Source organism: Kineococcus lubricus (assembly GCF_050871965.1).
Lineage (GTDB): Bacteria > Actinomycetota > Actinomycetes > Actinomycetales > Kineococcaceae > Kineococcus.
The window spans coordinates 24,588-39,920 of the sequence record NZ_JBJLSK010000012.1 but is presented as its reverse complement, the minus strand read 5'-3'; the positions used below and the strand labels follow the sequence as shown (position 1 = coordinate 39,920).

Annotated in this window: 14 protein-coding genes; 6 read left to right on the top strand and 8 right to left on the bottom strand. The window is 76.6% G+C overall.

What is annotated here, in order from left to right; all coding sequences use genetic code 11:
• Positions 1-7: 7 nt before the first annotated feature.
• From ACRYRX_RS10770 to ACRYRX_RS10755, 4 genes are all read right to left on the bottom strand, one after another.
• Entirely contained in the window at positions 8-760 is a 753-nt protein-coding gene (locus ACRYRX_RS10770) for an endonuclease/exonuclease/phosphatase family protein (protein WP_432511897.1), read from the bottom strand.
• A complete protein-coding gene (locus ACRYRX_RS10765) occupies positions 760-1,851 on the bottom strand; it encodes an ROK family glucokinase (protein WP_432511896.1) in 1,092 nt (363 codons plus the stop codon). Before ACRYRX_RS10765 ends, ACRYRX_RS10770 begins: the two co-directional genes overlap by 1 nt.
• Positions 1,852-1,874: 23 nt before the next feature.
• On the bottom strand, positions 1,875-2,861 hold the full coding sequence (locus ACRYRX_RS10760; protein WP_432511895.1) for an ROK family glucokinase: 987 nt from the start codon (positions 2,859-2,861) through the stop codon (positions 1,875-1,877).
• Between the two features lie 106 nt (positions 2,862-2,967).
• On the bottom strand, positions 2,968-3,612 hold the full coding sequence (locus tag ACRYRX_RS10755) for a hypothetical protein (protein WP_432511893.1): 645 nt from the start codon (positions 3,610-3,612) through the stop codon (positions 2,968-2,970).
• A gap of 186 nt (positions 3,613-3,798) precedes the next feature.
• Between ACRYRX_RS10755 and ACRYRX_RS10750 the strand changes: the two genes are divergently transcribed.
• Positions 3,799-5,598 carry an AMP-dependent synthetase/ligase gene (locus ACRYRX_RS10750; RefSeq protein ID WP_432511892.1) on the top strand — a complete coding sequence of 600 codons (1,800 nt, stop codon included), beginning with the start codon at positions 3,799-3,801 and terminating at the stop codon, positions 5,596-5,598.
• Between the two features lie 22 nt (positions 5,599-5,620).
• The gene (locus ACRYRX_RS10745) at positions 5,621-6,988 is read left to right on the top strand and encodes a hypothetical protein (RefSeq protein WP_432511890.1); all 1,368 of its coding nucleotides are present in this window, start codon (positions 5,621-5,623) and stop codon (positions 6,986-6,988) included.
• On the opposite strand, the gene ACRYRX_RS10740 is transcribed toward ACRYRX_RS10745, so the two are convergent.
• From ACRYRX_RS10740 to ACRYRX_RS10730, 3 genes are read right to left on the bottom strand one after another with little or no spacing between them, the layout of a single operon-like run.
• On the bottom strand, positions 6,888-8,072 hold the full coding sequence (locus ACRYRX_RS10740) for a glycosyltransferase family 4 protein (RefSeq protein WP_432511888.1): 1,185 nt from the start codon (positions 8,070-8,072) through the stop codon (positions 6,888-6,890). The genes ACRYRX_RS10745 and ACRYRX_RS10740 overlap by 101 nt on opposite strands.
• A complete protein-coding gene (locus ACRYRX_RS10735; protein ID WP_432511886.1) occupies positions 8,069-9,190 on the bottom strand; it encodes a hypothetical protein in 1,122 nt (373 codons plus the stop codon). Before ACRYRX_RS10735 ends, ACRYRX_RS10740 begins: the two co-directional genes overlap by 4 nt.
• Positions 9,191-9,197: 7 nt before the next feature.
• Positions 9,198-9,416, bottom strand: coding sequence for a hypothetical protein (locus tag ACRYRX_RS10730; RefSeq protein WP_432511884.1), 219 nt, complete (start codon positions 9,414-9,416; stop codon positions 9,198-9,200).
• A gap of 203 nt (positions 9,417-9,619) precedes the next feature.
• Between ACRYRX_RS10730 and ACRYRX_RS10725 the strand changes: the two genes are divergently transcribed.
• The 3 genes from ACRYRX_RS10725 (at position 9,620) to ACRYRX_RS10715 (ending at position 13,208) form a co-directional block, all read left to right on the top strand.
• A complete protein-coding gene (locus ACRYRX_RS10725; protein WP_432511883.1) occupies positions 9,620-10,105 on the top strand; it encodes an STAS domain-containing protein in 486 nt (161 codons plus the stop codon).
• Between the two features lie 83 nt (positions 10,106-10,188).
• Entirely contained in the window at positions 10,189-12,933 is a 2,745-nt protein-coding gene (locus tag ACRYRX_RS10720; protein ID WP_432511881.1) for a DEDD exonuclease domain-containing protein, read from the top strand.
• The gene (locus ACRYRX_RS10715; RefSeq protein ID WP_432511880.1) at positions 12,930-13,208 is read left to right on the top strand and encodes an Lrp/AsnC family transcriptional regulator; all 279 of its coding nucleotides are present in this window, start codon (positions 12,930-12,932) and stop codon (positions 13,206-13,208) included. The genes ACRYRX_RS10720 and ACRYRX_RS10715 overlap by 4 nt, the downstream gene beginning before the upstream one ends.
• A gap of 5 nt (positions 13,209-13,213) precedes the next feature.
• Here the strand turns inward: ACRYRX_RS10715 and trpD are convergent, their stop codons facing one another.
• Positions 13,214-14,272 (bottom strand): anthranilate phosphoribosyltransferase, encoded by a 1,059-nt coding sequence (trpD, locus tag ACRYRX_RS10710; protein ID WP_432511878.1) that lies wholly within the window; start codon positions 14,270-14,272, stop codon positions 13,214-13,216.
• Between the two features lie 308 nt (positions 14,273-14,580).
• On the opposite strand from trpD, the gene ctaE reads away from it, so the two are divergent.
• Entirely contained in the window at positions 14,581-15,240 is a 660-nt protein-coding gene (gene ctaE / locus ACRYRX_RS10705; protein ID WP_432511877.1) for an aa3-type cytochrome oxidase subunit III, read from the top strand.
• Positions 15,241-15,333 lie beyond the last annotated feature (93 nt).

Genomic DNA, 15,333 nt, shown 5'->3' with positions numbered 1-15,333 from the left:
GGAGCGCTCAGGGGGCCGGGACCAGCAGGTCCGCGACGACCGGCAGGTGGTCGCTGGCCCGGGCGGACTCCCCCGGCGTCCGCACCGACACCACCGTCAGCAACCGGTCGGCCAGCACGACGTCCAGCCGGCGCCGCGGCGAGGCGGACGGGTGGGTCGGCGCGGCGGCGCCCACGGCCTCGGCCGTGTCGACCAGGACCGTCGACAGCCGCTGGTGCACGGCGCCACCGGGCTGCTCGTTGAGGTCGCCCGCCAGCACGGTCGGGGCGTGGCACCACGGGCCGACCGGTCCGGCGACGGGCGTGCCGGGCAGCAGCCGCACCGCGTGGTCGAACCGCTCACCGGGCTCCAGGCCCAGGTGCACGCTGCGGACGAGGACGTCGGTGGACCAGCCGCCGGCCAGCGGGACCCGCACCACCACCTCGGCGGTCCCGCGGCGGCGCACCGGCTTCCACCCGCGCCGCCGGGCGGTCGGCAGGGACCGCACCGACCCGGCGCGCACGTCGACGCGCGCGGCGGTGAGCACGGCCGTCCCCGCTCCCGCCGGGCCGCTCGCGGCCACCCACAGGCCCGTCGCGGCCGCGAGGTCACCGAGCCGGTGACGGGCGAGGGCGTGCGTGGGGACCTCCTGCAGGCAGACCACGTCGGCGGCCAGCGACCGCAGGGTCCACCGGACGGCGTCGGTGTCGTCGAGCAGTTCGCGGACGTTGAACGTCGCCACCCGCATGGGCGCGACCGCCCGGCCCCCCGGCCGCGGCATCAGCCCCAGCCGCGGGACAGGTCCGCCGCCCCCACCAGACCGGCGGCCGGTCCCAGGCTGGCGCGGGAGATCGTCAGCTCCGGGCGGAAACCCCGGCCCGTCAGGGTGCGGCGGTAGGCCTCCCGGCACGGCCCGAGCAGCAGCTCGTCGGCGTCGGACACCCCGCCGCCGATGACGATGGTGCCGGGGTCGAGCGCGGCGGCGAGGTTCGCGACGCCGATGCCGAGCCAGCGGCCGACGTCCTCGAACAGCTCCACGGCGGCCGGGTCGCCCGCCCGGGCGGCGTCGGTGACCATGGGGCCGGTGATGGCCTCCGGGTTGCCCCCGGCGAGCTCGAGCAGGTGGTGGGCCACCGGCGAGTTCGACCGGGCCAGCTCACGGGCCTCGCGGACCAGGGCGTTGCCCGAGGCGTACTGCTCCCAGCAGCCGCGGTTGCCGCACTCGCACCGGTGCCCGCCGGGGACGACGATCATGTGCCCGAACTCGCCGGCGATCCCGTAGCGACCGCGCACCACCCGGCCCTGGGTGACGATGCCGCCCCCGATGCCGGTGCCCATGGTCACGCAGACCAGGCGGGACTCCCCGCGCCCGGCGCCGAAGCGGTACTCGGCCCACGCGGCGGCGTTCGCGTCGTTCTCCACGACCGTGCGCCGGCCGACGCGCCGCCCCAGCCGGGCCCGCACCCGCCGCTCGACGGCCTCGCGCAGCGGTTCGTTGCGCCACGCCAGGTGCGGGGCGAACAGGACGTTGGCGCGCTCGGCGTCGACGAACCCGGCCGCGCCGATGCCGACGGACACGATGTCGTGGTGGGCCGCGAGCTCCTCGACGACCTCGGCGATGGTGTCCTCGACGCCCTGCGGGCTCGTCGTCGGCGTCTCCCGGCGCAGCTGCGCGACGACGCGGCCCTCCCCGTCGACGACCCCGGCGGCGACCTTCGTGCCGCCGATGTCGACGCCCACGGCGGGTCCGTCACCGATGAAGACGCGCCGCGTCTGCTGCCGCAGCCGCTGCTGGAGCGCGACGCGCCGGGGGTCGGGGGCGCGCCGGCGACGCAGCGGGCCGGGCGTGCGGGGGGTGCGGGGCGTGGCCATCGCGGGCTCCGGGGGTCGGGGGCTCAGACGCGGGCGAGGTCGGCGGCGCCGATGATCCCGGCGTCGTTGCCCTTGCGGGCGGTGCGCAGCGGCGGCGGCTTGCGGTGCGTGCGGCCGGGGAGGTTCTCGGCCAGGCTGATCCGCGCCGGGCCCAGCAGCAGGTCACCGGCGCTGGAGACGCCCCCGCCGATCACGACGACCTCGGGGTCGAGCATCGCGACGAAGCTCGCCACGGCCTCCCCCAGCCAGCGGCCGACGTCGGCGATGAGGCGGGCGCAGCCGGGGTCGCCGGCCTGGGCGAGGCGGGTGATCACGGGCCCGGTGACGTTCTCGGGGTCACCGCCGACCGCGTCCAGCAGCACCTTCCCCTCGTCGTCGCCCGAGCGCAGCAGGTCCCGGGCGTCGCGGACCAGCGCGTTCCCGGCCACGTACTGCTCCCAGCAGCCGGAGTTCCCGCAGCCGCAGGCCCGTCCCCCCGGGACGGCGCGGACGTGCCCGAGCTCGGCCGCGGCGCCGTTGGCGCCGCGCTGCAGCACCCCGCCGGTGACGATGCCGCCGCCCAGGCCGGTGCCGAGGGTCAGCATGACGAGGTCGTCGACGGCGTTGCCGTGCTCGTCCAGCCCGCCGCCGAAGCGGTACTCGGCCCAGGCGGCGGCGTTGGCGTCGTTCTCCACGACGACGCGCGCGTCGATGCGGGCCTCGAGGTGGTCGGCGAGGGGTTCGTCGCGCCAGGCCAGGTTGGGGGCGAACACGACGTTGCGGCGGGTCGCGTCGACGAACCCGGCGGCGGCGACGCCGACCGGCCCGAAGGGGTGGGTGCGGCGCAGCTCGGCGACCGCGTCGGCGACCGCGTCGGCGATCGCCGAGGGGTGCGAGGCGGGGGTCTCGCGCCGGGTCTGGGCGAGGATCTCACCGTGCTGGTCGACGACCCCGGCGGCGATCTTGGTGCCGCCGATGTCGACGCCCACCGCGTTCGGCAGGGCGGGGGGAAGGAGGTTCTGCTCGACCATGCCGGTGCGGTTCTCCCTGCGACGTGTGCCCCGCAGCGCAGGGCGGCCGCGCGAGCGCGCAGCCCCGGCGAGGTTACCGGGTCACCGCGCCGCGGCCGCCCCGGGATCAGCCGACGACCGCGCCCAGGGCGGTCATCGCGCCCAGCAGCAGCGCGCTCAGGCCCAGCGCCCCGCCGGCGGCCAGGAGGACCTTCGCCTTCCGGGTGCCCAGGCCCCGCGGCCCGGCCCCGCCGGAACGGGCCAGGGCGTCCAGCATGCGCTCGACCTCGTCCTCGTCCACGCCGGCCCGGGGGCCGGTCGCGGCGGGACCGAGGTCCAGCAGGAGCTGCCCGTCCCCGTCCTCGACCACCCGGGCCGGAGCGGGCCCGGGAGCCTCACCGGGGGCCTCGTCGGGGGCCTCGTCGGGGGTGGCGGCGCGCTGCCCGACGGGCGCGGTGGGCGCCGGGGCGGGCCGCAGCGAGGTGTGGCACAGCGAGCACCACTCCTGCTCGGCCCGGGCCCGGGCACCGCAGGACGGGCACCGCTGCGGGCCGGCGGAGGGCGCCGGGGGGACGGGCACCGGCTCGGGGAGGGGGGCGGGCGGGCTCAGCCGGCTCACCGGCGGACCGACGTCGACGCCCCCGAAGGCGGCCGACGTCGTCGTCGCGTCCCGGGCGCTGCCGCGCGGGACGAGCGGCAGGTCCCCGGCGCCGCCGGGGAACAGCTCGTCGAGGAACGAGGCCGTCGGCTCGCGACGCTGGTCCTGGCTCACCGGGTGGGCATCGGCAGCCGGGAACCGCGCCTTGAGGTCCGCGCGTTGAGGCCACCGAGTGCGACTGCTGCGCCGCAACGGTGCGACGCGTCCGCGCAGGTAGGGTCGTCCGCACCCGCTGGCCTCGGCGGCACCGGAACGATCGCGACCTCGCGGGGCAGCGAGAGCGAAACAGGAGGAACCACCGTGCCGAGCAGCAGCGAGCCCCCGCTCGTCCCGCCCGCCACGTCCGGGAACATGACCGACTGCGTGGTCGAGACCGCGCAGCAGGACCCGGGGCACGTCAGCGCCAGCCGCAAGGCCGCGGACGGCAGCTGGCGCGACGTGACCGCGACCGAGTTCCTCGCCGACGTGACGTCGGTGGCCAAGGGTCTGCTGGCGGCCGGCGTCTCCCCCGGCGACCGCATCGGGGTCATGGGCCGGACCAGCTACGAGTGGACGGTCGTGGACGTCGCCGGCTGGTTCGCCGGCGCGGTGACGGTGCCGGTCTACGAGACCAGCTCACCGGAGCAGATCGAGTGGATCCTGTCCGACGCCGAGGCGGTGGCCTGCTTCGTGGAGACGGGCGAGAACGCCGCCCGCATCGCCGCCGTGCGGGACCGGCTGCCCGCCCTGCGCGACGTGTGGACGCTGGAGGCCGGGGCGCTGGGCGAGCTGCGCGCCGCCGGGCGCGAGGTCCCCGACGCCGACGTCGACCGGGCCCGGTCCGTGGCCGGGCCGGGCGACGCCATGACGATCATCTACACCTCCGGCACCACCGGCCGCCCCAAGGGGTGCCTGCTGACCCACGGCAACTTCCTCGACCTGGCCCGCAACGCCGAGGCCGCCATCCCCGAGGTCCTGCGCCGCCCCGACGCCGCGACGCTGCTGTTCATCCCGCTGGCCCACGTCTTCGCCCGGTTCATCCAGGCGCTGTGCCTGGTCTGCCGCATCCGCGTCGGGCACACCCCCGACGCCAAGGACCTGCTGACCGACCTCGCCGGCTTCCGGCCGACGTTCATCCTCGCCGTGCCGCGGGTGTTCCAGAAGGTCTACAACGGCGCCGAGCAGAAGGCGGCGGCGGGCGGCAGGCTCAAGGCGCGCATCTTCGAGCAGGCCGCCGCGACGGCCGACGCGTGGTCGCGCGCGCAGGACGCCGGCGGCCCGTCCCCGGCGCTGCGGCTGAAGCACCTGCTCTTCGACCGCCTCGTCTACTCCAAGCTGCGCGCGCTGCTGGGCGGTCGCGTCGAGTACGCCGTCTCCGGCGGGGCCCCCATGGGCGAGCACCTGGCCCACTTCTTCCGCGGGGCCGGTCTCATCGTGCTCGAGGGTTACGGGCTGACCGAGACGACCGCGCCGCTGGCGGTCAACCGCCCCTCGCGCATCAAGATCGGCACGGTCGGGCCGCCGCTGCCCGGCACCGACCTGCGGATCGCCGACGACGGTGAGGTCCTGGCCCGCGGGGTGGGCGTGTTCTCCGAGTACCGCGGGCGGCCCGAGGAGACCGCCGAGGCGTTCGCCGACGGGTGGTTCCGGACCGGTGACCTCGGCTCCATCGACGCCGCGGGGCTCCTGACGATCACCGGGCGCAAGAAGGAGATCATCGTCACCGCCAACGGCAAGAACGTCGTCCCGGCGGCGCTGGAGGACCGGCTGCGGGCGCACCCGCTGATCTCCCAGGCCGTCGTCGTGGGCGACGGCCGGCACTTCGTGGGCTGCCTGGTGACCCTCGACGAGGAGGCGCTGCCCTCCTGGGGCGCCAACCACGGCAAGCACGGCCTGGACCTGACCCGCGCGCGCACCGACGCCGACGTGCTGGCCGCGGTGCAGTCGGCGATCGACAAGGCGAACGAGTCGGTGAGCCGGGCGGAGTCGATCCGCCGGTTCCGCGTGCTGGAGCACGACTTCACCGTCGAGAACGGCTACCTGACGCCGTCGCAGAAGGTGAAGCGCTTCGAGGTGCTGCACGACCTCGCCGACGAGGTCGAGGCGATCTACAGCTCGTGAGCCACCTCGGACCGGTCCCCCGGTGAGCCGCCGCGACACCTGCGCCCTGGTGGCGTGGACGGCGCTGCTGGCCCTGGCCACGCACAGCGTGGTCCGCTACCGGTGGTGGATCGTCGCGGGGTACGTCGCCGTGGCGGCCGTCGTGGTCGCGCTGGCCCGGACGGCGCGCGACGACCGCGACACCCCCGTCCCCCGCGCGGGCGGGTGGGTGCCCTCGGCCGCGCTCGCGGCCGTCGGGCTGGTCCACCTGGGGCTGACGCCGTTCTCGTACGTGTCCGCGTCGACCCTGTGGGTGGTGCAGCTCACCCTGGGCGTCGCGTCCTTCGCGGTGGCCGGGTTGCTGCTGCCGGGCCGGGGGGCCTCCCGGGTGCTGGCCCTGGGGGTGGCCGCGGCCGGCGCCGTGGCCGGCGGGGCGCTGGTCGTCGTCGGCGACCCGGCACCCCGCATCGACGTCTGGGTGATCCTGCAGCAGGCCGCCGACGCCCTGGGGCGCGGGGAGTCGTTCTACGGCCGGCGGTGGGTGGGCTCCCCCGGCATCTCCGACGCGTTCGCGTACCTGCCGTGGACGGCGGTGCTGGCCGCACCGGGCCGCTGGGTGGCCGGGGACGTGCGGTGGGCGATGCTGGCGCTGGTGCTCGTGAGCGCGCTGGCCGTGGCCGCGGTGGGCCGCTGGCGGCGCGGGGGCGTGGCCGCGGCCGCACTGCTGCTGCTGGCGCCGGGGTCGAGCACGCTGGTCGAGCAGGCCTGGACCGAGCCGACGGTCCTCGTCGGGCTGGCCGTGTGGGCCTGGCTGCTGCGGACCGACCGGGCCTGGTGGTCGGTGGTCCCGCTGGCGGTGGCGCTGGCCGGCAAGCAGCACGTCGTGGCCCTGCTCCCGCTGCTGGCGGCCTGGCCGCGGTTCGGGTGGCGGCGCTCGGTCGTCGCGGCCGGCGGGGCGGGGCTGCTCGTGGCCCCGTGGGTCGTCACCGGGTTCGGCGTGTTCTGGCACGACACGGTGCTGACGATGCTGCGGCTGGAGCCGCTGCGGTTCGCCGACACCGTGTACACGCTGGTGCTCAACGAGACCGGGGTGCGGCTGCCGCTGCCGCTGGTCGGGCTCGCCGTGCTCGGGGTGCTCGCCGCCGCGGTCGTGACGCTGCGCCGCCGGCCGGTCGGGCTCGCGGGCCTGCTGACGTGGTGCGCGGCCGTGCTCCTGGTGGCGAACCTGGTGAACAAGCAGGCGTTCTACAACCAGTTCTGGCTGGTGGGGGCGCTGCTGCTGCTGGCGGTGGCGGCCTCGGCGGGCGCCCTCAGCGGCCCGGTCCCGCCGCGGGGTCGTCCGGAACGTCGCGCCCGGCCAGCAGGTCCGCCAGCCGGCGCGTCTGTTCCGCCCACCCCCAGCGGCGGCTGACCCACTCGCGCCCGGCCACCCCGTACGCCTTCGCCCGTTCCCGGTCCCGCAGCAGCCCGGCGACCTCGCGGGCGACCCGGCCGGCGTCTCGGCCGTCGACCACGACGCCGTTGATCCCGTCCAGCACGGCGTCCGGCGCCCCGCCGGAGTCGCCCGCGACGACGGGCAGGCCGCAGGCCGCCGCCTCCAGGTAGCAGATGCCCAGGGCCTCCGGTTCGAGCCCGCCGAGGCGGGTGCGGGTGGGCATGCAGAAGACGTCGCCCGCGGCGTACAGGCCGGGGACCTCCTCCCAGGGCACCGCCCCGGTGAGCACGACGTGCTCGCGGACCCCGTGCCGCTCGGCGAGGCGCTCGACGGCGGCGCGGTGCGGGCCGTCGCCCACGAGGAGCAGCGCCGCACCGGGGACCGCGCGCCGGATCGCGGGCAGCGCCGCGACGAGGAGGTCCTGCCCCTTGCGGGCCACGACCCGCGAGACGCAGACGACGACGGGCCGGTCCCCCAGGCCGTACCGGGCCCGGACCCGGGCGCGGGCGTCGGGGTCGGGGCGGAACACCTCGACGTCGACGCCGGGGGTGAGGCGGCGCATGCGGGCCCGGGCCGGTGCGCTCAGCGGGCGCTCGATCCGGGACCGGCACCAGTCCCCGAGGTAGGTGACGGTGTCGTTGCGCTCCCCGATGCGCCGCAGCGCCGCCCGCGACCCGGGCAGGGTGGACCACCAGACCTCGTGGCCGTGGGTGGTGGCGACGGTGCGCCGGACCCCGGCCGCACGCAGGGCCCCCGCCATCAGGCCCAGCGGGGCGGCGGCCCCGAACCAGACGCGGTCGGCGCCGTGCTCGCGGGCGGTGCGCTGCACGCGCCGGGTGATGGCGGGGGTCGGGACCATCAGCGGCGAGGGGTCGCGCACCACCGTGATCCCCGCGTCGGCCAGCGCGGCGTCCGTGGCGCCGTCGCCGCGCTGGCGCGCGGTGTGCACGACGACCCGGTCGCCGCCGGCCTGCGGGAGCCGCCGCACGACGGCGTGGACGAAGGACTCGATGCCACCGGTGCGGGGCGGGAAGTCGTTGGTGACGACGAGCGTGCTCACGGCCCCCACCCCACCAGGTCGGCCGCGACGTCCGCGCGCCAGGTGGCGACGACGTCCTCCAGGGGCCGGCCCAGGGCCGCGGCGCAGGCGGCGGCGACGGGCGTGCCCGTCCAGACGGCCCGCACGAGGGCGGTCACCGCGCCGGTGCCGGCGGTGCGCGCCGCGGACGTCACCAGGGTCCACGCCGCGGCGTAGGCGGCCTGCGCCCGCGCGGGGTCGGTGAAGTCCGCGTCCTGCGGGACGCGGGGCGGACCGGGGGCCTGCAGCAGCGCCGCGGCGAGGGCGGTCGCGGGCACGTCGGTGCCCAGTCGCGCCACGTGGTCGGCGTACCCCTCGGTCAGCCAGCGCGGCACCACCGCCCCGGCCGGCCGGGGCGTGGCGCGGGTGGCGACGTGCACGAGCTCGTGGGTGAGGGTGAGGGTGCGCCCCCGCTCGGTGAGCGCGGCGAAGCGCTCGGTGGACAGCACGACGCGCACCCCGGCCGGTGCCCCGTCGGGCAGGGCGGCGTCCAGGCCGACGGCCACGGCGTCCAGCCCGTCGCCGGTCCCGGCCAGCCGGGCGACGTCCGCGGCGGTGGGGACGACGACGACGGCCGTCCCGCGCGGCCAGTCCGTGCCCCACACCGCGTCGACCCGCGCGGTGGCCGCGGCGAGGTCGGCCGCGACCTGCCGTCCGACCCCGCCGGGGCGGCCCACGTGCAGGACGACCCCCGCGGGGACGCGCTCGGCGGTGACGTCCCCGAGGTCCCAGGGCTGCGGCGCGCCCGGGGCCAGGTGCAGCTCGCCGTCCCAGACGGCGCGGAACGCCCCGGCGACAGCCCGCCCCTCCCCGTCCACGCGCACGCGCAGCAGGCCGGTGACGTCCCGGCCGGCCACTTCGACGTCCTGGACGGACCACTCCGCCAGACCGGCCGCGAGCGCCCGCGAGTCGTTGCGCCGCAACGCTTCCCGGTCCTCAGTGGCGTACCCGCGGGCGGCGGCGGGCAGGTCGCGGTCCAGCAGCGCCCGGCCCCGGCGGGTCAGCAGGCCGGGGACGTTCGGCGCCGGTGCCGAGCACGCGGCGGGCACCAGGGGCGCGAGCAGCAGGGACCGGCGCGACATCGACGGTCCGGCGGGCACCGCGACATCATCCCGCCCGGCGGGCGGCGGTCCGCAGGCGCAGCGGCGGCACCAGGCCGGACGCGGCCAGCACCTCCACCGCTCCGACCTCCTCGGCGTCCAGCACCGCCGGGCCGGGCATCCCCAGCAGGACGGAGACGACGCACTCGGAGCAGGCCAGCGGCCGGGCCGTGCAGCGGTCGCAGTCGATGAGCACCGAGTCGTGGCTCGCCGAGTGGTCGGGCATCGGGACCTCCAGCTCGTCAGGACCGGCCCTGGCGACCGGTGCTGCGCATTCGAGCAGCCACCTCCGACACGAGCCCGAACAGGCGTTCGACGTCGGCACCTGCCCGAGGTCGCCCGGCGGAACCGTTGTCCCACCACCAGCAGTGGGACTACGGTGACGCTGCGTCCATCAGTGGGCCTTCGCGCCCACCTCTGGAGCGCTCCGTGATCATCGGCACCCCTGACGTACCCGTCGTCTCCCAGGACCACGAGGTCTCGCCTTCCCCCGACGTGCCCGCCCTGCGGGTCCACCGGCGCCGGATCGGCCCGGTCCTGGTCCTCAGCCCCGTCGGGGACCTCGACGTCGTCACCGCCCCCACCTTCGCCACCGTGGCCACCGCGGCGCTGTGGCGCACCCGCAGCCTGGTCGTCGACCTGTCCGCGGTCACGTTCGTGGACTGCTGCGCCGTGGGCCGGCTCGTCGCCGTGACCCGCCTGGCCGCCCGCACCGGGGTCCGGGTCGCGGTCGCCGGCCTGCCCGAGCCCGTCCACCGGCTGTTCGCGGTCCTGGACCTGTACCCCGTCCTGGGCGGTCGCCACGACGTCGCCGGGGAGTGCCGGCTGGCGTCGCAGCACCCGGGCGTCGACCCCGACGAGCGGCTGCCCGCCCCCACCCGGGCCGGCGCCACCCAGCCCTGGGCGCGGCCCTGATCACGGAGCTGCGGTGGTGGGCCCCAGGAGCCGGTGTCCAGCCGCGCGGCACGCGCGCTCCCCCGTCACCGGGAGGTCGCCCCGTGCCTGCGCACCGACCCGCGCCGCGGTCCGTCCACCACCCCGAGGGAGGCGCCGCGCCCTCGGCGGACCCGCCCCCGGCGTCCGCACCCCCGGGCGCCCCCGGCCACGAGGCCGGGTCTCCCCCCGGCCGGGTCGAGGGTGCGGCCCCGGGCCGGCGTTCGCTCCAGCACGGCGGCGGCACCCCCGTCAGCCGGGTCGCCGAGCAGCTGGCCGACCTGGCGCGCCAGCTGCAGCACGAGCGGTCCGCCCAGCAGGTCCTGGACCGCATCGTGACCGCCGCCGTCGAGGTGGTCCCCGGGGCGCGGCGAGCCGGCATCAGCCGGGTCGGCAACCGCAGGACGGTCACCTCGATCGCCGCCACCTCCGACCGGGCTGCCGCCTTCGACGCGCTGCAGCAGGAGGTCGGGCAGGGCCCGTGCCTGGACGCCCTGTTCGAGGACCGCACGGTCCGCGTCGACGACCTGCCCGCCGAGGAGCGCTGGCCGGTCCTGGCCCGCCGGGCCGGGCAGGCCGGGGTGCGCAGCGCGCTGTGCTTCCAGCTGTACGTCGAGGGCGACGACCTCGGCGCGCTGAACCTGCTGTCCGAGGAGCGCGTCGCCTTCGACGACGTGTCCGAGGACATCGGTGGGCTGCTGGCCTCGCACGCCGCGATCGCGGTGGCCGACGCCCAGGAGCTGGCCGACGTGCACGTCGCGTTGAGCAGCCGGGACGTGATCGGCCAGGCCGAGGGCATCCTGATGGCCCGGCACCACCTCACCGCCGACCAGGCGTTCGCGGTCCTGGCCCGCTACAGCCAGGACACCAACCGCAAGCTGCGGGACGTGGCCGCGGACGTCGCCGCCACCGGGCAGCTGGGACGGTGGCCGCTCGCGCCCGGCACCGCGACGACCGCGGGTCACCGGCCCGGGACGGCGGTGGTCGTGTCGCTGCCGGGTCGTGTCGGTCCCCTCGCCTACCGTCCTGCTGTGCCCGCCGGTCCCACGAGCGTCCAGATCAGCTTCGAGGAGCTGGGACAGCCCCTGGCGGACTGCACGTTCGTCGTCCTGGACCTGGAGACGACGGGCGGGCCGCCGTCGGGCGCGGAGATCACCGAGATCGGCGCGGTGAAGGTGCGCGGCGGGCAGGTGCTGGGCGAGTTCCAGACGCTGGTGCGCCCGGCCTCCCCCATCCCCGCCTTCGTGCAGGTGCTGACGGGCATCACCAACGGGATGGTCGCCTCCTCGCCGAGCACGCGCGAGGTGCTGCCGAGCTTCCTGGAGTTCGCCGGGTTCGACCGGGGCGCGGTGCTGGTGGCGCACAACGCGCCCTACGACGTCTCCTTCCTGAAGGCCGCGTGCGAGCTGACGGGCCGTCCGTGGCCCGGGCCCCGGGTGGTCGACACGGTCGCCCTGGCCCGCCAGCTCGTCGACCGCGACGAGGCGCCGAACCGCAAGCTGGGGACGCTGGCCCGGCTCTTCGGGACGTCGACGACCCCGGACCACCGGGCCCTGCACGACGCCCGGGCCACGGTCGACGTCCTGCACGCGCTGCTGGGCCGGGTCGGCAGCCGCGGGGTCCACACCCTCGAGGACCTGCGCGCCTTCACCGCGACGGCGGTGAACCCCGCGCGGCGGGCGAAGAAGCACCTGGCGGTGGGGCTGCCGTCGGCGCCGGGCGTCTACCAGTTCCGCGACGCGTCGGGGCGGGTGCTGTATGTGGGCACGTCCGTCGACGTCCAGCGCCGCGTCCGGTCGTACTTCACGGCCTCGGAGACCCGGGCGCGGATGACCGAGATGGTGCGGGCGGCGACGACCGTCGTCCCCGTCGTGTGCGAGACGCCGCTGGAGGCGCGGGTGCGGGAGCTGCGGCTCATCGCCGAGCACTCCCCGCCCTACAACCGCCGGTCGAAGCAGCCGGAGAAGGTCACCTGGGTGAAGCTGACGGCCGAGCACTGGCCCCGCCTGTCGCTCGTCAAGCAGGTCCGGGACGACGCGCGCGACGGCGCGGAGTACCTGGGGCCGTTCCGGTCCGCGGCCACGGCCGAGCTCGCGGTCGCCGCCCTGCACGAGGTGCACCCGCTGCGGCAGTGCACGCGCAAGATCCCGAAGGCGCCGAGGGCCGACGGGCCGGGGGCCTGCGTGCTGGCCGAGATCGGCCGGTGCGGCGCCCCCTGCCTGGGCGCGGACCGCGGCGGGCAGGACGCCGCGTCCTACGCCGAGGTCGTCGAGGCGGTGCGCCGCTCCCTGCGCGCCGACGCCGCGCCCGCGCTGGAGCACGGCCGGGACCGGCTGCGGGCGCTCGCCGCGCAGCAGCGCTACGAGGAGGCCGCCTCGGCGCGCGACCGGCTGGAGGCCTTCCTCACGGCGGCCGACCGGGCCCAGCGCCGGGACCCGGTGGCGCGCAGCCCCGAGATCGTCGCCGCCCGGCGCGGCGCCCCGACCCCCGGGTGGCCCACGGGCGGCTGGGAGGTCGTGCTGATCCGGTACGGCCGGCTGGCCGGCACCTGCCTGACCCCGCGCGGCGCCGACCCGGTGCCGCACATCGAGGCGCTGCGCGCCACCGGCGAGGTCGTCCCGCCGCCGGGCCCGGGCCGCCCGGGCCTGCTGGTGGAGGAGACCGACGTCCTGCTCGGCTGGCTGGAGCAGGACGGCGTCCGGCTGGTCTCCGTGGCGGACCCCGACGCCGCGCCGTGGGCCTGCCCGGTGCGGGGGGCGGGCTGGGCGAGGAGCCGCCTCACCACGACCCCGGTAACCTCACCGGCGTGATCACCGCCATCGTCAACGTGGCCTGCGACGGCCGGCGCATCCCCGAGGTCGCCCAGACCCTGGCCGAGCTCGACGGCGTCAGCGAGGTCTACTCGGTGACCGGGGACGTCGACCTGGTCGTCATGGTGCGCGTGCGCGAGCACGACCACCTCGCCGACGTCATCGCCGGGGGCATCAGCCGGGTCGACGGGGTGGTGTCGACCACGACGAACATCGCCTTCCGCGCCTACTCGCGGCACGACCTGGAGTCCGCCTTCGCCCTCGGCTTCGACTGAGCGCCTCAGCGCGAGGCCTGGACCCACCGGTCGAGGACGTCCGCCGCGGCCCCGGAGTCCAGGGACTCGGTGGCCAGCCGCACCCCTTCGCGCAGGTGCTCGACGAGGGACGTCGCGACGTCGCCGGCCCCCTCGGCGCGGACACCGCTGGCCACGAGGGCGGCGGCGGCGTTCAGGACGACCGCGTCGCGGACCGGTCCGGTGGCGCCGGCCAGCAGGTCCCGCACGACGCGGGCGTTGGCCCGCGCGTCGGCGCCGCGCAGGTCGGCCAGGGTCGCCGGGGCCATCCCGAGGTCGGCGACGGGGTCGAGCCGCACCGGGACGACCGTCCCGGCGTCGACGACCCACACCTGCGCCGCCTCGGTCGTGGTGATCTCGTCGAGCCCGCCCTCGCCGCGGAAGACGAGCGCCTGCGTCCCGCGCCCGGCCAGGACGTCGGCGACGAGCGGGGCGATCCGCCGGTCGGCCACGCCGATGGCCGCGGCCCCGGCCCGGGCGGGGTTGGTCAGGGGCCCGAGGACGTTGAACGCCGTGGGGATGCCGAGGCCGCCGCGGGCGCCGGCGGCGTAGCGCATCGCGGGGTGGAAGACCTGGGCGAAGCAGAAGGTGATGCCGACCTCCACGGCCAGCTCCCCCACCCGCCGCGGCGGGAGGTCGAGCCGCACCCCGAGCGCCTCGAGCACGTCGGCGGACCCGGAGGAGGAGGTCGCGGCGCGGTTGCCGTGCTTGACGACGCGGCGGCCGGCGCCGGCCAGGACGAGCGAGCCCATCGTGGAGATGTTCACGGTGTGGGCGCGGTCGCCGCCGGTGCCGACGAGGTCCACGAGGTCCCCGGGCACGGACAGCGGGACGGCGTGGGCGAGCATCGCGTCGGCCAGCCCGGCCAGCTCGGTGCTCGTCTCGCCCTTGGCGCGCAGCGCGACGAGGAACCCCGCCAGCTGGACGTCGCCGGCCTCCCCGCGCATGACCTGGTCCATGGCCCAGCCGGCCTGCTCCGCGGTGAGGTCGCGACCGGCCATCAGCTCGGTCAGCAGCCCGGCCCACGTGGGTACGGCGGTGGTCATGGCGTCGTCGACTCCCTGCGTCGGTGGGCCTGCGGCGGCCGCCGCGCCCCGACCCTACTGATCCCCGCAGCCGGGCTGTGACGCGCGCTCGACGGGGCGCGGCCGAATCGAGACCGATCCGTGACCTGCGAGACTGAGGCAACCCTTACCATCGGACCCTGCACGCACCTCCCACGCAGCTCCGTGCGGGATCCGCACCCCGAGCACGGTGTCTGCACACGGGTGCCGGAACCTCCCCCGGACGGCGGAACGGAGATCTACGACACGTTGTCGGTGGCCCGGGCAGCGAAGCCCGGCAGGGGTGGGGCATGATTGGCGACGTGGCGAGTGCACAGGCTGTCCAGAGCAGTACCCCGAGTCCGGCACACGGGTCGGTGAACCGACCCAACATGGTCTCGGTCGGCGTGATCGTGTGGCTGTCCAGCGAACTCATGTTCTTCGCCGGGCTCTTCGCCATGTACTTCACGATCCGGTCCGTCGCGCCGGCCCTGTGGGAGTCCGGCCCCGAGCTCCTCAACGTGCCGTTCTCGAGCGTCAACACGACGATCCTCGTGATCTCGTCGTTCTGGTGCCAGTTCGGCGTCTTCGCCGCCGAGCGCTTCCAGCCGCGCCGCACCGGCGGTCTCCTGCAGTTCTCCAAGTGGGGCATGCAGGAGTGGTTCATCCTCACCTACATCTTCGGCGGCCTCTTCGTCGCCGGTCAGGTCTTCGAGTACGCCGAGCTGGCGCACGAGGGCCTGACGATCGCCACGAACGCCTACGGCTCGGTCTTCATCCTCGCCACCGGCTTCCACGGCATCCACGTCTTCGGCGGCCTGGTCGCCTTCCTCCTGGTCATCGGCCGGTCGTACGCCTCCAAGCGCTTCGGCCACCAGGAGGCGACCAGCGCGATCGTCGTCTCGTACTACTGGCACTTCGTCGACGTGGTGTGGATCGGCCTGTTCACGGTCATCTACATCCTCAAGTAACGAACGTCCGCCCGATCTGTTCCCGGGCAGCAGCAGAGCCCGAACGCCCCGTAGGAAGCGAGCACCAGCACCGTGACCAGGACCCTCACCGCA